The sequence below is a fragment of the Nocardiopsis rhodophaea genome, assembly GCF_039530945.1.
GTDB lineage: Bacteria > Actinomycetota > Actinomycetes > Streptosporangiales > Streptosporangiaceae > Nocardiopsis_C > Nocardiopsis_C rhodophaea.
On the sequence record NZ_BAAAPC010000015.1, the window covers coordinates 157,918 to 175,509 of the forward strand.

Below are 17,592 nucleotides of genomic sequence, written 5' to 3' on the forward strand. Positions count from 1 at the left end.
AGGGATCGTGACTGCGGTGGTGAAACGTCAGTGGGAGAGGAAGTGGGCCGGGGTGCGCACAGCAGACCTCAGCGGGATGACGGTCGTGGTCACCGGGGGCGTGCGGGGCGTCGGTCTCGGTATCACCGCCGCGTTTCGCGCCGCTGGCGCCCGTGTCATCGCCTGCGCCCGGCGCGAACCCGAGGACCTGCCCGACGGGGTCGGTTTCACGCGGGTCGATGTCCGCGACGCCGACGCCGTGGAGGCCTTCATCGGCGGGATCACCGACCTCGACGTGCTCGTCAACAACGCGGGCGGTACCCCGTACCTGCCTATGAGCGAGGGAGACGCGCGCCGACACGCCAAGGTGATCGAACTTAACCTCATCGCCCCGCTCATCATCTCGCGCGCCGCCAACCGCGTGTTGCAGCGTCGGCCCGAGGGCGGCTCGATCATCATGATCGGCAGTGTGAGCGGGCACCGTCCCTCGCCCGGCACCGCCGCCTACGGTGCGGCCAAGGCGGGACTGGACAACCTCACGGCCTCCCTCGCCATCGAGTGGGCGCCCAGGGTGCGGGTGAACGCGGTGACCGTCGGGATGGTGCGAACCGAGAAGTCCGCGCTGCACTACGGCGACGCGGCGGGCGTTGCGGCTGTCGCCCGCACCGTGCCGCTCGGCCGGCTCGCCGAGCCCGCGGACGTCGGCGACGCGTGCGTCTTCCTGGCCTCCCCGGCCGCCGCCTACATCAGCGGCGCCTCCCTGCCGCTGCACGGAGGAGGCGAACGTCCCGCGTTCCTGGACGCCGCGGCACAAGCATCGACCGCACCACCCACCAACCCCCAGCAGACATCGACAGGTGCCGCTGCCGACGCGGACACCCCCGACCGGGAGGACAACGCATGATCTGCGAAAACAGAGTCGCCGTCGTCACCGGAGCCGGCCGTGGGCTCGGCCGCGCCCACGCCCTGGAGTTCGCACGGCACGGGGCCAAGGTCGTGGTCAACGACCTAGGCGTGGAGCGTGACGGCACGGGCCGCTCCCAGGAACCGGCCGTCCAGGTGGCGGCGGAGATTTGCGATCTCGGCGGGCAAGCCGTCGCCGCTGCCGGCGACATCTCCACGACCGACGGCGCCGCCGACCTTATCCGCACCGCGATCGACGCGTTTGGCCGACTCGACATCCTGGTCAACAACGCCGGCTTCCTCCGTGACCGGATGCTGGTCAACCTCACCGAGCAGGAATGGGACTCCGTCGTGCGCGTCCACCTGACCGGGCACTTTCTGCCGCTCAAGCACGCCGCGACCCACTGGCGCTCCGAGGTGAAGGCCGGGCGCGACGTCGACGCGCGCGTGATCAACACGTCGTCGGGCGCCGGGCTCCTGGGCAGCGTCGGCCAGGGCAACTACGCGGCGGCCAAAGCGGGGATCGTTGCCCTGACCCTGGTAGCCGCCGCCGAACTCGCGCGCTACGGCGTCCGGGTCAACGCCATCGCGCCCGCCGCGCGCACCCGGATGACCGAGGACCTCTTCGCCACCACCATGGCCGAGCCAGAGAGCGGGACCTTCGACCGGATGGACCCGGCCAACGTCTCGCCGCTGGTGGTCTGGCTCGGATCAGCGGGCTCAGCGAAGGTCACGGGCCGCGTCTTCGAGGTCGACGGCGGCCGCATCTGCGTGATGGAGGGCTACCGGCACGGCCCCGCCATAGACAAGGGCGCTCGCTGGCACGCCGATGAAATCGGTGCCACGATCCATGCCCTCCTCGCCAACGCGACACCCCCGGAACCGGTTTACGGCAGCACCGCTCGGCCCAATTAAGCAGTCATGTCGGCTTCGAGCTCGTCTCATTGGCGGTCTGCGGTAGCCGATCAGAGTGTGCTGATGGCGGTTACGCCCAGGAAGTGGGCCGACTTGCGCTCGTATCGGCGGTGCAGGCGTCGGCGTTCCTGAAGCAACTGAATACGTGGTTTTCGATGAGACTACCAAGGACGATAACCGCGGGTCTCAGCATCAACCGATCTATAGAGGGCGCGCGTCGAGGGTCAAATTGGAGAACATGGCGCCTGATGAGGCAGTGCGTCTAAGAATAGCTGCTGTCAATCCAAACGACATGGTGGTCGCGCGCCATGGTTCGCACCAGCTCGGATTCGAAGTCTGCAGAGTCCCTAAAATCTTTGTGTTAGAGTCTTACCGCGGTCGCCTATTTATGGATTAAATGCTTGGGGGCGGCCGCTACTTTCTTGCTTCGATAGGGCGACAAGGTATGCACAGTGAACCAAAGTGATTCTTCGGGACGATTGAAGTCCTTCCTTCGAGCACCCATAACTGCTGGCGCTCTGACCTCCGTGGCATTTTATACTCTCCAGCTCTTGTTCGGTGTTCCGTCATCGGAGGCGAATGAGCCCATCATTGCTCTTTCCGGGGTTCTGCTGGGGTATGGTGGTGTCGCATCGCCCGGCATTATTGCGGTATTCGTAGCTCGCGGCCTTCGCCTGGGTGGAAGGGCTTCTCGGATTTTTGTATCAGGTAGCGGATTCTGTGCGGGATTCATCCTTGCCTACATGTTTTATTCAAGCTTTTCGTGTGACGAATGGGCGTGCCTGTCGCCTCCTTTGCCCCTCCTGTTTGTCTTTCTCTCCATAGCCTCTGGTCTACTGGTTTCCATTGTTCTTTATTTTTGCTTTTTGTCCATTGTGACAGAAAGGAACCATCCGATATTGTGGAGTCTGCCTTTTGTTGTGGGGGCTTTGGTTATCATTTGATTCGTATCGCCCCAAGCATCGCAGGCGATCGCGTTTCGGCAGCTCCTCGACGTCAGCTTGTGTGGTTTCTCGGTCCCCGTGCTGCGCGACGATAGTAGAACGCCTTGTGGCGGACGGATCGCGGACACCTGTTCGGTGCAATGGTGCTCACGGCGCCCACGTGCTCCGGGATCGGGGCCCGCGTGAATGCGGAGAACGCGAGGGCTCGTCCGCGACCATCCTCGCCGTCAGTACCGAACGCACGATGGCTCGCTGGGCGGATGTTGCCGCCTGCACCGTTGCTGCGAGCGCAAGGTGATCCACATCCTGGGCGTTGCCTCCATTGCCGCACGCTGGTCTGCTACCCCAGACCCCCGATGAGATGAGCTCGAAGCCAGCGCGGACGGTGTGCCGCGCCCGCGCCCGGAGCTGTGGAAGGTCCCCGCACGGTAGGCATCGCGCCCATCGGGGAGTTGGCAAAATTACCAAAAAAAGTGATGAAATCGGGCGTAGTGGTCCTTCCCTCGGTCCTGGATGGGGTGTCCGATACGTGGTGAGGGACAGGGTGGTGTGTTGGATTTACGAGTGAATGTGAGGATAGAAGGCGAGTGCCCCGTTTTGCTCCATCGATGTCTGCGGTCTGGCAGGCTTCGGTTCGGAGGCAAGGAGTCGTGGCTGAGAGGAATCCATCGCCGTGTCGAGGAAGAATGTCATCGCGGACCGCTCCACCTTGGGTCACAAGATGGGCTATGCGCTGCGCAACCCCGGAAAGATACCGGGGTACCTGAAGCGTGCGGGGCGCGACAGGTGGCTGAGGCTGCGTTACCCGGACCATGTCTCCTACTACCGCGCCGTCATGAAGCATGACACCGCCAACAGCCCCGAGGCCGCCGTCGGCTCCGCGACCCATGACCGATGGCTGGCTCTTGGGAAGATGCAGTTCGACTACCTCGTCTCCCACGGGTTGCAGCCGGGCGACCGCATGCTTGACATCGGGTGCGGAAACCTGCGCGCGGGGTGGTGGTTCATCGACTACCTCGACACCGGCAACTACTACGGCATCGATATCTCGCCCGACATTCTCGTCGCTGCCCAGGAGACCCTGGCCCGCCAGCGCCTGCAGGCCAAACTGCCGCACCTGACGCCGGTGCGCGACCTCACCTTTACCTTCCTGCCCGACGCCCATTTCCGAGTGGTCCACGCCCACAGCGTGTTCTCCCATTCGCCGCTGCACGTGATCGACGAGTGCCTGGCCCACGTGGGGCGGATCCTCACCGCTGACGGGTGGTTCGACTTCACCTTCGACCGGACGGAGGGGAAGGAACACCACGTGCTGCGCGAGGACTTCTACTACCGCACCGAGACCCTGATCGCCGTAGCGGAGAAGCACGGGCTCAAAGCGCGGTTCATGGACGATTGGGAGAAGCAGCCGCACGGCCAGTCCAAGATCCGCGTCACCCACGAGGAGGCGCGCGGAGTGGACGGCGTGCGGCGGTGAACGCCGCGACCGCAGAACGGTCGCCCGAAGCGGTCGCGGCACGCGCGGCGGCGGGGCGTCAGGCCGGGAGGCCCAGTTCGCGGGCGATGAGCATCTTCTGCACCTCGCTGGTGCCCTCGCCGATCTCCAGGATCTTGGCGTCCCGGTAGAACCGGCCCACCGGGTACTCGTTCATGAAGCCGTAGCCGCCGAAGACCTGCGTCGCGTCACGCGAGTTGTCCATGGCGGCGTTGGACGCCACCAGCTTGGCGATGGCGGCCTCCTTCTTGAACGGCTCGCCCGCGAGCATGCGCGCCGCCGCATCGTAGTAGGCCAGGCGGGCGGTGTGGGCACGGGTCTCCATGTCGGCGATCTTGAACTGGATGGCCTGGTACTGCCCGATGTGCTGGCCGAACGCCTCTCGCTCGGCCGCGTAGCGCAGGCTCTCGTCCACGCAGCCCTGGGCCAGGCCCACCGACAGAGCGGCGATGGCGATCCGCCCCTCGTCCAGGATGCGCAGGAACTGGGCGTAGCCGCGGCCGCGCTCGCCCACCAGGTTAGCCTCGGGCACCCGGCAGTCGTCGAAGACGAGCTCGTTGGTGTCGGAGGCGTTCCACCCCACCTTGGAGTAGTGCTGGCCCACGGAGAACCCCGGGGTGCCGGAGGGCACGAGGATCGCGGAGATCTCGGGGCGGCCGTCCGGACGCTCGCCGGTGATGGCCGTGACGGTGACGAGTGCGGTGATGTCGGTGCCGGAGTTGGTGATGAACGACTTCGTCCCGTTGATCACCCACTCCCCGTTGTCGAGGCGGGCGGTGGTGCGGGTGGCCCCCGCGTCGGAGCCGCCGCCGGGTTCGGTGAGCCCGAACGCGCCGAGCGCCTCGCCCGAGCAGAGCCGGGGCAGCCAGGTCTTCTTCTGCTCCTCGCTGCCGAAGCGGAAGATCGGCATCGCGCCGAGGGACACCCCGGCCTCCAGGGTGATGGCGACTGAGGAGTCGACCCGCGCGAGTTCCTCCAGGGCCAGGCAGAGCGCGAAGTAGTCGCCGCCCATGCCGCCGAACTCCTCGGGGAACGGGAGACCGAACAGGCCCATCCGGCCCATCTTGGCGATGATGTCGTAGGGGAAGGCACCGCGCTCGTAGAAGTCGCCGATGACCGGCGCGACCTCGTCGCGGGCGAACGCCTCGACGGTTCGGCGCAGCTCCTCGTGCTCTTCGGAGAGTCGGTGGGTCATGTCGGTCACTCCTTGGGGGCGACGGAATCGGCGGGTCGCGCCGGTTCGGTGGGTGCGGTGGCGGACGGCGGGTGCGGTGCCGCCGGTGGATCGGCTGGTGGCTCGGCGCTCGGCACGCTGTCGTCCGCGGAGATGACGGCCAGAAGCATGTCCATGGCCACGGGGCGCCCGGGCGCGACCTCCAGCCGCGTGACGACGCCGTCGATGGGGGCGGTGACCGCGTGCTCCATCTTCATCGCCTCGACCACGACGACCGGGGTCCCCGCGGTGACCCGCTCTCCCCGCTCGACCGGGACGGACAGCACCGTGCCCGGCATCGGGCTGCGGAGCGCGCCGTCGCCGCCGGAATCGGCCTCGCGCTTGGTCGCGAACGCGCGCTCCTCGTGGATCTGCCACGCCGAGCCCTCGCGGCCGAGCCACAGGTCGGCACCGTCGGCGGCGCGGGCGTAGCGCACGGTGCGGCCGCCGTAGTCGACGGTCAGGGAGCTGCCGTCCGGAGATCGCGACGCGCGCGCCGGAAGCGGCTCGGTGTCGCCCACGCGGACCTCGTAGCCGATGGGCGCACCGGGGGAGCGGGGCGCGTCGGGGGCGGTGGTGCGCCGGACCAGCACCATGACCGCTTCGTGGCGGGGAGCGCGCAGGCGCCAGGTGGTCCAGGCGGGGCCGCCGACGCGCCAGCCGTCGGGGACGTCGAAGCGGTCGGTGCGCGGGTCGGTCGGTTCCAACCGGAGCTGGTGGTCCAGGGCGGCGGCCGCGTAGAGCTCGATGGGGACGGCGTCGTCGGCCTCAGGGATGAGGTCGGGCCGGATGCGCTCGGTGAGGTCGGTGCTGAGGTTCCCGGCCGCGACGTCGGGGTGGCGCAGGAGGCGGCGCAGGAACGCGACGTTGGTGCCGCAGCCGAGGAGGGTGTAGCGGGCGAGCGCGGCGTCCATCCGGTCCAGCGCGGAGGGGCGGTCCGGGGCCCAGGTGATGACCTTGGCCAGCATGGGGTCGTAGGCCGAGGTGATCTCGGCGTGGTCGTCCAGGCCGGAGTCGACGCGGGTGGCCTCGCCTTCGGGCTCGGAGAGGAGCAGGACCCGTCCGCCGGTGGGCAGGAAGTCGAGGGCGGGGTCCTCGGCGTAGACGCGGGACTCAACAGCGTGGCCGGACATGCCGATGTCGGCCTGGGAGAAGGGGAGGGGCTCGCCGAGGGCGACGCGCAGCTGCAGCTCGACGAGGTCGACGCCGCGGTGGCCGCCGATGGTGGTGACGGCTTCGGTGACGGGGTGTTCGACCTGGAGGCGGGTGTTCATCTCCAGGAAGGAGTAGTCGAGGTCGCGGGTTGTCCCCAGGTCGGCGTCTGCCGTTGGCCGGGCGGGTGCCGCGTCGGCTTCACTTGAAGTAAGGGGTTCCCCCGGAACCTCCGCCCCGTCGTGCCCGCGCGCCCTCACGGCACCGGCCTCCTGCACGGCCCCGGACTCCGCGGCGCCACCGGGCCCCTGGACGATGAACTCCACGGTGCCCGCTCCCACATACCCGCACGCCTGGGCCGCGGCCACCGCCGCCGCACCCATCGCCGCCCGCTGCTCCTCCGTCAGCAGCGGCGACGGCGCCTCCTCCACGATCTTCTGGTGCCGCCGCTGCAGGCTGCACTCGCGTTCGCCGAGGTGCACCACGTTGCCGTGCCCGTCGGCCAGTACCTGCACCTCGATGTGCCGTGGCCGCTCTACTAACCGCTCCACCAGCAGCGTCGCGTCGCCGAAGGCCGCGGCCGCCTCGCGCCGGGCCGCCGCCGCGGCCCCGGCCAGCTCACCGGCCTCGCGTACCAGCCGCATCCCCTTGCCGCCGCCACCGGCCGAGGGCTTGATCAACAGCGGGTACCCGACCTCCGCCGCGGCCCGCTCCAGCTCCGCGTCCGGCAGCGGGCGCCCGGCCTCCTCCGCGAACCCTGGCAGCAGCGGCACTCCGGCCGCCGCCACCGTGGCCTTCGCCTGGATCTTGTCGCCCATCGCCTCGATGGCCTCCGGCGGCGGGCCGACGAAGATGAGCCCGGCCTTGCCGCACGCCCGCGCGAAGCCCGCGTTCTCCGACAAGAACCCGTACCCGGGGTGGACCATGGTCGCGCCGGTCGCCAGGGCGGCGTCGATGATGGCGGTCCCGTTCAGGTAGCTGTCGGACAGGCTCGCGCCGCCCACCCGCACCGCCACGTCGGCGGCGCGCACGTGGCGCGCGTCCGGGTCGCCGTCGCTGTACACCGCCACCGACCGCATCCCCAGCCGCCGCAGCGTGCGCATGATACGCACCGCGATCTCGCCGCGGTTGGCCACCAGCACCGTTGGAACGGCGGTCATCGCCGCGCGGGTGTTCGTCATCCTCGACTCCGTCGCCTCCGCTGACACTGCCGCCCCAGCTCTCCCTGCGGTCGCTCTTCTCCCTGCGGTTCCTGATCTGCCTGAGGTCTCCGCGGCCCCGGCCGTCGCCCCAGGTGCTCCCGTTGATTCCGCCACCTGCGACCTCACATCCGGAATACGCCGTAGCCGACCGGCTCCAGCGGCGTGTGCCGGGCCGCCGACAGCGCCAGTCCGAGCACCGTGCGGGTGTCCACCGGGTCGATCACGCCGTCGTCCCACAGCCGCGCCGTCGAGTAGTAGGGGCTGCCCTGGTGTTCGTACTGCTCGCGGATGGGCGCCTTGAAGCTCTCCTCCGCCTCCGCCGACCACTCCTCGCCCCGCGCCTCAAGCTGGTCGCGCCGGACGGTGGCCAGCACCGACGCCGCCTGCTCGCCGCCCATCACCGAGATCCGCGCGTTCGGCCACATCCACAGGAACCGCGGCGAATACGCCCGACCGCACATGCTGTAGTTTCCGGCGCCGAACGACCCGCCGATGACGACGGTGAACTTCGGGACCCGCGCGCAGGCGACGGCGGTGACCATCTTCGCCCCGTGCTTGGCGATACCGCCGGCCTCGTAGTCGCGGCCCACCATGAACCCGGAGATGTTCTGCAGGAACACCAGTGGGATCTGGCGCCGGTCGCACAGCTCGATGAAATGCGCGCCCTTCATCGCCGACTCGCTGAACAGAATGCCGTTGTTGGCGATGATTCCCACCGGGTGGCCGTGGATGTGTGCGAAGCCGGTGACCAGCGTGGTCCCGTACTCGGCCTTGAACTCGGTGAACTCGCTCGCGTCCACGACGCGCCCGATCACCTCGCGGACGTCGTAGGGCGTGCGCGTGTCGCCGGGGATGACCCCGTACAGCTCCTCGGGGTCGAGCGCCGGCGGGCGCGTCTCGCGCCGCTCCCACGCGGGTTCGTGGCGCGGGCCGAAGGTCGCGGCGATCTGCCGCACGGTGTCCAGCGCGTGTGCGTCGTCCTCGGCCAGGTGGTCGGTGACGCCGGAGGTCCGCGAGTGCACGTCGCCGCCGCCCAGCTCCTCAGCGGTGACGACCTCGCCCGTCGCCGCCTTCACCAGTGGCGGACCGCCGAGGAAGATGGTGCCCTGCTCGCGCACGATCACCGCCTCGTCGCTCATCGCAGGAACGTAGGCGCCCCCGGCGGTGCACGACCCGAGTACCGCCGCGATCTGCGGGATGCCCAACTGCGACATGGTCGCCTGGTTGTAGAAGATGCGCCCGAAGTGCTCCCGGTCCGGGAAGACGTCGTCCTGCATCGGCAGGAACGCCCCGCCGGAGTCGGCGAGGTAGACGCACGGCAGGCGGTTGTGCAGCGCGACCTCCTGGGCGCGCAGGTGCTTCTTGACGGTCATCGGGTAGTAGCTGCCGCCCTTGACCGTGGCGTCATTGGCCACCACCACGACCTCGCGCCCGGCAACCCGGCCGACCCCGGTGATCAGACCCGCCGCGGGCGCGTCCTGCCCATCGTCGCCATAAAGGCCGTAGGCGGCCAGCGGCGAGAGTTCGAGGAAGGGGGAGCCCGGGTCGAGCAGCGCGTCGACCCGGTCGCGCGGCAGCAGCTTGCCCCGCTCGACGTGCCGGATCCTCGTCTTCTCCGGGCCGCCGAGCGCGGCGGCGGCGATCCGCTCGCGCAATTCGGTGGCGAGGGAGCGGTTGGCCTCGGCGTTGGCGGCGTAGGCCGCGCTGTTGGTGTCGATTGCCGAGGTGAGCACGGGTGCCCTGCTCATCGAGTCCCCTCTGGCCTGAGGTGTTAATGGTCGCTAACATGGCCGATGTTAGTGATCGTTAACCTCGGTGTCCAGGGTCACATCGAACCGGTCAGGGCGCGACGGGTCGGCCGGCACCGAGCTGGGGGAGAGGCGACCATGGTGAACCGGACCGCGGGGACACGCCGTGCCGAGATCCTGCACGCCGCCGCCGACCTGTTCGCCGCGCGCGGCTTCCACGGCGTGTCCATCGACGACCTCGGGCGGGCCGTCGGCACCAGCGGCCCCGCCCTCTACCGGCACTTCCCGGGCAAGGAGGCGCTGCTGGCCGCGATGCTGCTGGACATCAGCGAGCGGCTGGCCGCCGACGGCCGCGAGCGCGTCGCCTCCGCCTCAGGCCCGCGCGAAGCGCTGGACGCGCTGCTGCGCGGGCACATCGCCTTCGCTTTGGGCGAGCCCGCCCTCATCACGGTGCACGACCGCGAACTGGACAATGTCCCCCACCCCGACCGCCGCCGCGTCCGGCGGCTCCAGCGCGGCTACGTGGAGGAGTGGGTCGGCGTGCTCGCCCTGCTGCGGCCCGCCACCCCGCCCGCCGTGCTGCGCGCCGCCGTGCACGCCACGTTCGGGCTGCTCAACTCCACGCCGCACAGCGCTGGCGAGCTGCCGGAGGAGCGGATGACCGAGTTGCTGCTGGGCATGGGGACCGCCGCGCTGCTCGCCGAGGCCTGACGCGAGCGGCGCGACGTTCGCCCCCGTGCCTATTCCAGCCCAGGAAGCTCCGGAAGGTCGTCCGTCGGTGCCTCTGGGAGCCCGTCGGTGGGCAGGTCGGGAATGGTGTTCAAGAGGCTCTCCAGCTCTTCGATGGAGAGGTCCTCAAACGCGGCGCACAATTCCTGGACGGGCGCGGTGAGGTCGTCCGGGGGCTGGGAGCTTCGGATATCCGGAGACGGCAGGTCGACGCCGGGAGCCTCAGCACCCCGGATGTCCGTGTCGGGAAGATCCACGTCGGGGTCCATGTCGGGAGGAACCGCGTCGGGAACGTCCGGCAGCCCCTCCGCCTGCTGGCACACGGTATCGACGGCCGAGAGGACCGCGAACAGGTCCTCGATCGGCCCTTGGGCGGCGGTTTCCGCGGGGGACCGGGCCGCGCTCCCCGCGCTCGCCGCGAACAGAACTCCGGTCGTGATCGCGATGGCCGCGCTCGTGCTGACACCACGCATGTCATCCCCTCCCCGGTGCGCGGAGGCCGCGGCGCTGACCGCGTCGGCGGTAGCGGCGCGCCTCGTCACCGATATCGGTGGGTAACGAAATGTTCACCCTATGTGCCTATGTGCTCGTTTGTCGGTGGGTGAAACTCGAAAATGGGTTTCGCACGAAAAGCGATCCTGGTCCAAAAGGCGCGTCCCACCGGCGCGTCCGCCGCGATGACCGGCCCACCGCGATCTACGTTTGACCTGAGGGGGTACGGGCAGCCCTGACCACAGAGGTCACCATCGCCCGGCAGCGCGCACCCCGGAGGCGACCGCATCGGCGCTAACCGCACGAGGGCGACGCGACCACGGCCTTCGGGGCGGTGCCGGGCCGATCGATAGGGGGAATCGACCATGGCACGACCTCGCATCGTGGTGATCGGTGCCGGATTCGCGGGGCTGCACGCCCTCCGTCGACTGGAACGGCGGATTCCCAAGGGCATGGCCGAGATCGTGCTCATCGCACCCAACGACTACATGCTCTACAGCCCGCTGCTGCCGCAGGTGGCTTCGGGGCTCCTCACGCCGCAGTCGATCGCGGTGTCCCTGCACCGGATGCTGCGCCGGACCCGCATCGTGCCCGGAACGGCGATCGGCGTCGACACCACCGACCAGGTCGTCCTCATCAAGAAGATCTCCGACGAGCTCACCTACGAGCGCTACGACCGGCTCATCCTCGCGCCGGGGAGCCTCACGCGGGTCTTCGACATCCCGGGCCTGTCCCAGCACGGGTTCGGCAACAAGAACCTCGCCGAGGCGGTCGTCCTGCGCGACCACGTGCTCGCCCAACTGGAACTCGCCAACGCCAGCAGGGACCCGGCGGAGCGCGAGGAGCGCTGCCGCTTCATCGTGGTCGGCGGCGGCTATACCGGCGTGGAGACCGCCGCCTCCCTGCGCCGCCTCACCGACGAGGCCGCGTTGCGCTACCCCGACCTGCGGTCCGCTATCCACTGGCACCTCGTCGACATCGCTCCTCGCCTCCTCCCCGAACTGGGCGTCAAGCTGGGCGAGGAGACGCTGGACCTGCTCCGAAACCTCGACATCGAGGTCACGCTGGAGGTGTCCGTCCGCAACGTGACGGAGAACAAGGTGACCCTCACCGACGGCCGGGTGCTGCCGTGCCGCACCCTCATCTGGACGGCCGGTACCGCGCCGAGCCCGCTCATGGCCTCCGTCGGCACCCCCACCGATCGCGGGAAGCTGGTGGTCGGTTCTCACCTCGCCACGGCCGACGAGCCCCATGTCTTCGCCATCGGCGACGCCGCCGCGATTCCCAACCTGGACTCGCCCGAGGAGACCGCGCTCTGCCCGCCCACCGCCCAGTACGCGCAGCGCCAGGGCGTCGTCGCCGCCGAGAATGTGATCTCTTCACTGCTCGACCGTCCGCTGCGCCCGTTCGTGCACGAGGACATGGGGCTGGTGGTCGACCTCAGCGGGAAGGACGCCGTCGCACGGCCGTTCGGCATCGACCTCTCCGGTCTGCCGGCCTTCGCGGTGACCCGCGCTTACCACCTGTGGGCGGTCCCCTCCGCCCCGGCTCGGGCGCGGGTGGCCGCCAACTGGATGATCCGCGCCATGCTCGGCGGCGAGGTGTCCCGGCTCGGCTTCGCCCACGGCGTGCCCTCGACCTTCGTCGACCAGGTCGCCGACCACTACCTGGCCCCCGAAGCGGCGCGGAAGGAGAGCGCGCGGCTCCTCGACATCCCCGTGGCCGGGGCGTGAGGCAGGGCGCTCCGGCCACCGCGGCGGGTCCGGCCGGTCCGCTGGGCGCGGTCGGTTCCGCCGATGGGGCTGTTCCGTCAGTGCCAGCCGGTCAGCTGACGATCTCGTAGCCGGCCTCGTCGATCGCCGACGCCAGCTGCGCGTCGGTGAGCGGTGCCTCGCTCTCGATGGAGACGCGTCCGCTCTCCAGGTCCACGTGCACAGAGGTCACACCGGGGAGGGCGGTGATCTCCTCCTTGACGGCCTTCTCGCAGTGCCCGCACGTCATTCCGCTGACGGTGATCGTGGTGGCGGCCATAAGAGCGTCCTCGATTCTCGTTTCGGTGGAATGGGAGAGCCCGGCGGCCCGCGGTCAGGAACGGACCAGACGCGCGACGGCGTCCGAGGCCTCCCGCACCTTGATCTCGGCTTCCTCGCCACCGTTGGCCACGGCGTGGGCAACGCAGTGCTTGAGGTGTTCGTCCAGCATGGACAGGGCGAACGAACGCAGCGCCTTGTTCACCGCGGAGGTCTGCGTGAGGATGTCGATGCAGTAGGCATCGTCCTCGACCATACGCTGGAGACCCCGGACCTGGCCCTCGATGCGGCGCAGTCGGTTGAGATGGCTCTGCTTGTTGTCGTGATAGCCGTAGGTCGCCATGGCGGTGCTCCCCTGATCTTGCTTTCCATCGGTCATCATATACCCCCTGAAGGTATTTTTGGCCGCTGCTGTTCCCGCTGTGCGCCCCAGCGGAGCCCCGCGCCCGTCCTCCGCGGCGGAGCCCGAGGGGAGCCCGCGTCGGCATACTCCCAGAAGTATCGGTGCTTTTATGGATCTCTCGGGTGGAATCGGGGCGTTCGCCGCCCGCTCGGAACGCGGGCCACTGAGCCGCATGGTTCGCCCCGACCGGCACTGAGCTGCGCGGACACGCAGCTGGGCCCTTGCCGCAGGGGTGGGACTGGCCGACCATAGGACGCATGAACGATGCCACGGGTGGGGAGAGCGAGATCCTGCGCCAGATCGACGCCCTGGTCACCGAGGAACGCGACCTCCGCGAGCAGAACGAGCACCGGCTGACGCCCCAGGAGCGCAGCCGGATGCGCGAGCTCGAAGCGTCGCTCGACCAGTGCTGGGACCTGCTGCGGCGGCGCCGGGCCCTGCGGGAGTTCGGCCAGGACCCCGACGCGGCCCACCCCCGCCTGGCCGACGAGGCCCGGCGGTTCCGCAAGTAGGCGACCCGTAGCCGACCGCGCATGCCCGCCCCGCCAGCGGGGCCCGTTCCGGAACCAGCGGCCGGGCCGGTGCGTCTCTCCTCGTGTGTGCCTGGCACGCGAGGGCGGAGACGAGCGGGGAGAGAGCGCATGCTGGAGTTGCTGACCGGAGCCGGCCTGGCGTCGGCGGCCGGATTGAACGCCTACATACCGCTGCTGGCGGTCGGGCTCATCGCCCGCTACACCGAGCTCCTCACCCTCGGCCCCGGCTGGCAGTGGCTCGAACACCCGGCGGTCCTGGTCCTGCTCGGCGTCCTGCTGGCCCTGGAACTCGTCGCCGACAAGATCCCCGCGGTCGACAGCGTCAACGACGTCGTGCAGACGTTCGTCCGGCCGACATCGGGCGGGCTGACGTTCGGCGCGGGCGCCGCCGCGGTCGACACCGCCGACATCGCGTCCGCCAGCACCGGTGACGGCTCATGGTGGCCGATCCTTTCCGGCGTCGTCATCGCGCTGGTCTTCCACGGCCTCAAGGCGCTCGCGCGGCCGGTGCTCAACACCGTCACCTTGGGCACCGGCGGGCCGGTCATCAGCACCATCGAGGACATCTGCAGCGCCGTGATGTCGGTCCTGGCCATCCTCGTGCCGATCCTACTCCTGGTGCTGCTGCCGCTGACGGTCGCGGGCGGTGTGCTCCTGTGGCGCCGACGCCGCCGCGGGGCGGCCGCGGTGAAAGCCGGGCCCGCGGCGGATACGGACCCCGATCCGACCGGCGGGGTGTGAGGCGGGACCGCGAAAGGGCGCGACCCGGACCTGCGCACGGCCGACGGCACCGGATGGCGGCGGGCGGGGCCCGGAGAGAGCTCCCCCGGCCCCCGCCCGCCGCCGGCGCGGTCAACCTCGATAGCCGTCGCGGCCCTCGGAAACGGGCAGAGTGACCGTCGACGCCTTCGTGTCCAGGGTCACCTCGGTCCCCGACGGGTAGCGCAGCGAGTAGTCGTAGTCGGTCGAGATCACCACGACGCCGATCCGGTGCCCGGCCTTGAACACGTAGTCCTGGGCCTGCATCTCCCACGAGTACCGGTACATCGTGCCGCTGACGACCGGCAGCTGCCGCTCGTCGGAGAGGCGGTTGCGGGCGTCCAGGATGCCGCGCGTAACGATCTTGTAGTCACGCGTCTCGGTCTTGTGGCGGCTCCGGTAGGTGCACCCCGGATCCTCCGGTATGCCCTCGCCGTAGCAGACCCGCGCGGCGCGGTCATAGCGGACCGCGCCGGTCGCCCGGGTGTCGGTACCGTAGTCCACCAGCAGCGCGGTCAGGTACGGGGAGGCGCCGTCCATCGCGGCGCGCACCGAGACCTTGGGAAACCCGTTGACCCGGACGTCCTCGTCGAGCTCGTCGGAGACGTAGACGAGCGCGTTCTCGCCCGCGGCCTCGGGGTCGGTGGCCAGCGTGTCGGCGGTAACGGTGCGCCCGGCGTCGGTAAACGACTCCTCCTGTCCCCGGCCACGCTCGGGGACGCGCTCCAGGGTGCCCGTCGCGCCTCGCGCCCCCTCGGTGGCGGCGTTCATGTGCAGCCGCAGCGGAGCGGTCCCGGCGGCCGGCCAATCGTCCTGTGCGGACCAGCTCAGGTCGGCGTTCTCGATGTCGACCGCTGGCTCGTCCATGATGCCGTTGTCCAGGTCGTAGAGCCAGTAGTCGAACCAGCGGTGCAGCTGGTCCAACCACTCCTCCATGCGCAGGTTCATCGGGTTGATGTGGCCGCCCTGGTACAGCCACATCTTGCGCGGTACGCCGTGCTCGCCGAGCTCCCGCCACATCCGCAGGGCCTGGTCGGTTTTGACGTTCCAGTCGTTGAGGCCGTGCGCCAGGAACACGCTCGCGGAGATGTCCCCCACGTCGTTGCGGTAGTTCCGCTCGTCCCAGAACGCGTTGTAGTCCCCGCTGCGGCGGTCCTGGTCCTGGGTGATCGAGTCCAGCACCGCGCCGCAGATCTCGCGGTCCTCGCGGGTGTAGACGAGTTTGGCCAGGACGTCGGTGTCCTCGCCCTGGTATCCGCCGGGCGCGACGACGCCGCCGTTCTCCCGGTAGTAGTCGTACCAGGAGGAGATGGCGCCCTGCGGGACGATCGTCTTCAGCCCCTCCACGCCGGTCGTGGCGGCGGCCACGGGCAGGGTCCCGTTGTAGGAGATGCCGGTCATGGCCGCGTCGCCGGTGGACCAGGCCGCGGCGGTGACCTCGTTGCCCTCCGCGTCGCGGCCGGTGGCGCGGCCGTTCAGCCAGTCGACAGCGGCCTTGACCCCCAGCGTCTCGTTGTGCGCGCCCGACGTGGGGCAGCCGGTGGAGCCCCCGGTGCCCAGGCTGTCCAGCTGCGCGACGGCGTATCCGCGCGGCAGGAAGTAGTTGTCGTAGTAGTTGGACATGCTGGCGGCGGGGCCCCCGGCCGCGGATCTTCGCAGTTCCTCGGGGTCGGCGGGAGCGTCCGTGCCCGCCAGTCCGCCCGACCGGTTACCGCCTCCGCTGCGCGGGACGGTACCGGCGTCCTCGTCGTCGAGATCCACGTCGTACATTTCGGCGTCGTTGAGCTCGGACCAGTACGGGCTGGGTTCGATGATCGTGGGCACGCGCAGCCCGTCGTCGGACTCCTTGGGCCGCATGATGCGCATTCGGACGGTGTCGGGGGCGCCGTCGCCGTCGCTGTCCGCCTCGGTCTCGATATCGACCTCGTGGTAGACGGCGTCGGCGTAGTCGAAGACCGGCTGGGTGCGGCCGTTCTCGACCAGCGGGGTGGGGGTGTCGGCCAGGCCTGGTGCGGTCACGAGCCCGGAGACGACCGCTGTGGCGGTGACCACGGAGCCGACGCGGGCGGTGATGCGGTGGGGGTGTCGCATGCGCTGTTCCTCGGTTGGGGAGGGGAGCGGGGGTGGCGTCATCCCACCGGAGTTCGGTCACCGGTCGACAACCCTGGGGTCTCCATTGCGTCTCTAGACGCCGGAATCCAGGCGGAGAGGGACGGGATCATGTAAGCGCCGGGAGCGTCTACAGTGCAGGGGTGGATCACTACGCGTTCGAACGGATGACCGGAATCAAGCACATCGTCTGGGACTGGAACGGGACGCTCCTCGACGACAACCACGCCAACCTCGCGGCCCTCAACCAGGTCTGCGCCGCGTTCGGGCGGCCCCAGGTCGACCTGGACTACTGGCGCTCGGTCTTCCGGCGGCCCCTGCGGGAGTGCTACGAGGAGCTGCTGGACCGCTCCTTCGTCGACGGGGAGTGGGAACGCGTCAACACGATCTACGACCGCCACTATCTGGCCGAGGTGCCCGCTTGCGGGCTGGCCGAGGGCGTGCCCGACGTGCTGCGCCAGTGGGCCGCGGCCGGGGGCACCCAATCGGTGCTGTCGATGGCGTCCCACCGGCACGTCAACGAGCTGGTCGCCGAACGCGGTCTGCGCCCCCACTTCACCCGTGTCGACGGGCGTCGGTTCGGCACCGTAAGCGACTCCAAGACCGAGCACCTCGCCGCCCACATGGAGGAGCTGGGCGCCGACCCGGCGAGCGTGGTGCTCATCGGCGACATCGACGACGACGCCCGCGCGGCCCGAGAAGCGGGAGCCAACGCCGTCCTCGTCGCGAGCGGGCTGATGAACCGCGAGCGCCTGGAGGCCACCGGCCACCCCGTCGTGTCCACCACGGTCGAGGCGGTCGGACTGCTGGGCGCCTGACCCCCACCCTCTGTTGATCTCGGCGATATCGACCGAATCCCCGCGGTGGTTTCTAGTGTTCAGTGCAACTTGTGTTGTCGCTGAATGCTAGGGGTGGATTGTGGCCCAACCGGGCGTCTTGACGCTGGGACACCGCCAGGTGCTGGAGAACATGTGGGGCCAGGGCGC

General features: G+C 69.6%; 16 protein-coding genes. 9 read left to right on the plus strand and 7 right to left on the minus strand.

Features of this window, described 5'->3' with window-relative positions; translation table 11 throughout:
• Positions 1-52 precede the first annotated feature (52 nt).
• From ABD259_RS17615 to ABD259_RS17630, 4 genes are all read left to right on the plus strand, one after another.
• The gene (locus tag ABD259_RS17615) at positions 53-883 is read left to right on the plus strand and encodes an SDR family oxidoreductase (protein WP_344163950.1); all 831 of its coding nucleotides are present in this window, start codon (positions 53-55) and stop codon (positions 881-883) included.
• Positions 880-1,797, plus strand: coding sequence for an SDR family oxidoreductase (locus ABD259_RS17620; RefSeq protein WP_344163953.1), 918 nt, complete (start codon positions 880-882; stop codon positions 1,795-1,797). The genes ABD259_RS17615 and ABD259_RS17620 overlap by 4 nt, the downstream gene beginning before the upstream one ends.
• Positions 1,798-2,249: 452 nt before the next feature.
• Positions 2,250-2,741 carry a hypothetical protein gene (locus ABD259_RS17625; protein WP_344163956.1) on the plus strand — a complete coding sequence of 164 codons (492 nt, stop codon included), beginning with the start codon at positions 2,250-2,252 and terminating at the stop codon, positions 2,739-2,741.
• Positions 2,742-3,462: 721 nt separating this feature from the next.
• Positions 3,463-4,218, plus strand: a complete 756-nt coding sequence (locus ABD259_RS17630; protein ID WP_344163999.1) for a class I SAM-dependent methyltransferase — start codon at positions 3,463-3,465, stop codon at positions 4,216-4,218.
• A gap of 58 nt (positions 4,219-4,276) precedes the next feature.
• On the opposite strand, the gene ABD259_RS17635 is transcribed toward ABD259_RS17630, so the two are convergent.
• The 3 genes from ABD259_RS17635 to ABD259_RS17645 all read right to left on the minus strand — a co-directional run bounded on the left by ABD259_RS17635 (position 4,277) and on the right by ABD259_RS17645 (position 9,536).
• On the minus strand, positions 4,277-5,431 hold the full coding sequence (locus tag ABD259_RS17635) for an acyl-CoA dehydrogenase family protein (protein ID WP_344163959.1): 1,155 nt from the start codon (positions 5,429-5,431) through the stop codon (positions 4,277-4,279).
• Between the two features lie 5 nt (positions 5,432-5,436).
• Positions 5,437-7,782 carry an acetyl/propionyl/methylcrotonyl-CoA carboxylase subunit alpha gene (locus ABD259_RS17640; protein WP_344163962.1) on the minus strand — a complete coding sequence of 782 codons (2,346 nt, stop codon included), beginning with the start codon at positions 7,780-7,782 and terminating at the stop codon, positions 5,437-5,439.
• Between the two features lie 143 nt (positions 7,783-7,925).
• A complete protein-coding gene (locus ABD259_RS17645; RefSeq protein ID WP_425573541.1) occupies positions 7,926-9,536 on the minus strand; it encodes a carboxyl transferase domain-containing protein in 1,611 nt (536 codons plus the stop codon).
• A 153-nt stretch (positions 9,537-9,689) separates the two neighbouring features.
• Here ABD259_RS17645 and ABD259_RS17650 point away from each other — a divergent pair, with 153 nt between their 5' ends.
• Positions 9,690-10,262 carry an SACE_7040 family transcriptional regulator gene (locus ABD259_RS17650; RefSeq protein WP_344107864.1) on the plus strand — a complete coding sequence of 191 codons (573 nt, stop codon included), beginning with the start codon at positions 9,690-9,692 and terminating at the stop codon, positions 10,260-10,262.
• A 29-nt stretch (positions 10,263-10,291) separates the two neighbouring features.
• On the opposite strand, the gene ABD259_RS17655 is transcribed toward ABD259_RS17650, so the two are convergent.
• The gene (locus tag ABD259_RS17655) at positions 10,292-10,753 is read right to left on the minus strand and encodes a hypothetical protein (RefSeq protein WP_344163966.1); all 462 of its coding nucleotides are present in this window, start codon (positions 10,751-10,753) and stop codon (positions 10,292-10,294) included.
• A gap of 384 nt (positions 10,754-11,137) precedes the next feature.
• Here ABD259_RS17655 and ABD259_RS17660 point away from each other — a divergent pair, with 384 nt between their 5' ends.
• Positions 11,138-12,505, plus strand: a complete 1,368-nt coding sequence (locus tag ABD259_RS17660; RefSeq protein ID WP_344163968.1) for an NAD(P)/FAD-dependent oxidoreductase — start codon at positions 11,138-11,140, stop codon at positions 12,503-12,505.
• A 91-nt stretch (positions 12,506-12,596) separates the two neighbouring features.
• Here ABD259_RS17660 and ABD259_RS17665 read toward each other — a convergent pair whose 3' ends face one another.
• Together ABD259_RS17665 and ABD259_RS17670 are read right to left on the minus strand one after the other, a co-directional pair.
• Positions 12,597-12,803, minus strand: a complete 207-nt coding sequence (locus tag ABD259_RS17665) for a heavy-metal-associated domain-containing protein (RefSeq protein WP_344107858.1) — start codon at positions 12,801-12,803, stop codon at positions 12,597-12,599.
• A 54-nt stretch (positions 12,804-12,857) separates the two neighbouring features.
• A complete protein-coding gene (locus ABD259_RS17670; protein ID WP_026125501.1) occupies positions 12,858-13,145 on the minus strand; it encodes a metal-sensitive transcriptional regulator in 288 nt (95 codons plus the stop codon).
• 317 nt (positions 13,146-13,462) lie between these two features.
• On the opposite strand from ABD259_RS17670, the gene ABD259_RS17675 reads away from it, so the two are divergent.
• Both ABD259_RS17675 and ABD259_RS17680 read left to right on the plus strand, forming a co-directional pair.
• Positions 13,463-13,717, plus strand: coding sequence for a DUF2630 family protein (locus ABD259_RS17675; protein ID WP_344163970.1), 255 nt, complete (start codon positions 13,463-13,465; stop codon positions 13,715-13,717).
• Positions 13,718-13,846: 129 nt separating this feature from the next.
• Complete coding sequence (locus tag ABD259_RS17680) at positions 13,847-14,479, plus strand: DUF4126 domain-containing protein (protein WP_344163973.1); 633 nt, start codon at positions 13,847-13,849, stop codon at positions 14,477-14,479.
• Positions 14,480-14,590: 111 nt separating this feature from the next.
• On the opposite strand, the gene ABD259_RS17685 is transcribed toward ABD259_RS17680, so the two are convergent.
• On the minus strand, positions 14,591-16,588 hold the full coding sequence (locus tag ABD259_RS17685; RefSeq protein WP_344163976.1) for a Xaa-Pro dipeptidyl-peptidase: 1,998 nt from the start codon (positions 16,586-16,588) through the stop codon (positions 14,591-14,593).
• A 185-nt stretch (positions 16,589-16,773) separates the two neighbouring features.
• On the opposite strand from ABD259_RS17685, the gene ABD259_RS17690 reads away from it, so the two are divergent.
• Positions 16,774-17,424: an HAD family hydrolase gene (locus tag ABD259_RS17690; RefSeq protein ID WP_344164002.1), complete on the plus strand. Its 651-nt coding sequence runs from the start codon at positions 16,774-16,776 to the stop codon at positions 17,422-17,424.
• Positions 17,425-17,592: the final 168 nt, after the last annotated feature.

Excerpts from the sequence above, each read along its gene's own strand:
- ABD259_RS17620 (WP_344163953.1), top strand. The coding sequence starts at position 880 with ATGATCTGCGAAAACAGAGTCGCCGTCGTCACCGGAGCCGGCCGTGGG.
- ABD259_RS17630 (WP_344163999.1), top strand. The coding sequence starts at position 3,463 with ATGGGCTATGCGCTGCGCAACCCCGGAAAGATACCGGGGTACCTGAAG.
- ABD259_RS17635 (WP_344163959.1), bottom strand. The coding sequence starts at position 5,431 with ATGACCCACCGACTCTCCGAAGAGCACGAGGAGCTGCGCCGAACCGTC.
- ABD259_RS17640 (WP_344163962.1), bottom strand. The coding sequence starts at position 7,782 with ATGACGAACACCCGCGCGGCGATGACCGCCGTTCCAACGGTGCTGGTG.
- ABD259_RS17650 (WP_344107864.1), top strand. The coding sequence starts at position 9,690 with ATGGTGAACCGGACCGCGGGGACACGCCGTGCCGAGATCCTGCACGCC.
- ABD259_RS17655 (WP_344163966.1), bottom strand. The coding sequence starts at position 10,753 with ATGCGTGGTGTCAGCACGAGCGCGGCCATCGCGATCACGACCGGAGTT.
- ABD259_RS17660 (WP_344163968.1), top strand. The coding sequence starts at position 11,138 with ATGGCACGACCTCGCATCGTGGTGATCGGTGCCGGATTCGCGGGGCTG.
- ABD259_RS17665 (WP_344107858.1), bottom strand. The coding sequence starts at position 12,803 with ATGGCCGCCACCACGATCACCGTCAGCGGAATGACGTGCGGGCACTGC.
- ABD259_RS17670 (WP_026125501.1), bottom strand. The coding sequence starts at position 13,145 with ATGGCGACCTACGGCTATCACGACAACAAGCAGAGCCATCTCAACCGA.
- ABD259_RS17675 (WP_344163970.1), top strand. The coding sequence starts at position 13,463 with ATGAACGATGCCACGGGTGGGGAGAGCGAGATCCTGCGCCAGATCGAC.
- ABD259_RS17680 (WP_344163973.1), top strand. The coding sequence starts at position 13,847 with ATGCTGGAGTTGCTGACCGGAGCCGGCCTGGCGTCGGCGGCCGGATTG.
- ABD259_RS17685 (WP_344163976.1), bottom strand. The coding sequence starts at position 16,588 with ATGCGACACCCCCACCGCATCACCGCCCGCGTCGGCTCCGTGGTCACC.
- ABD259_RS17690 (WP_344164002.1), top strand. The coding sequence starts at position 16,774 with ATGACCGGAATCAAGCACATCGTCTGGGACTGGAACGGGACGCTCCTC.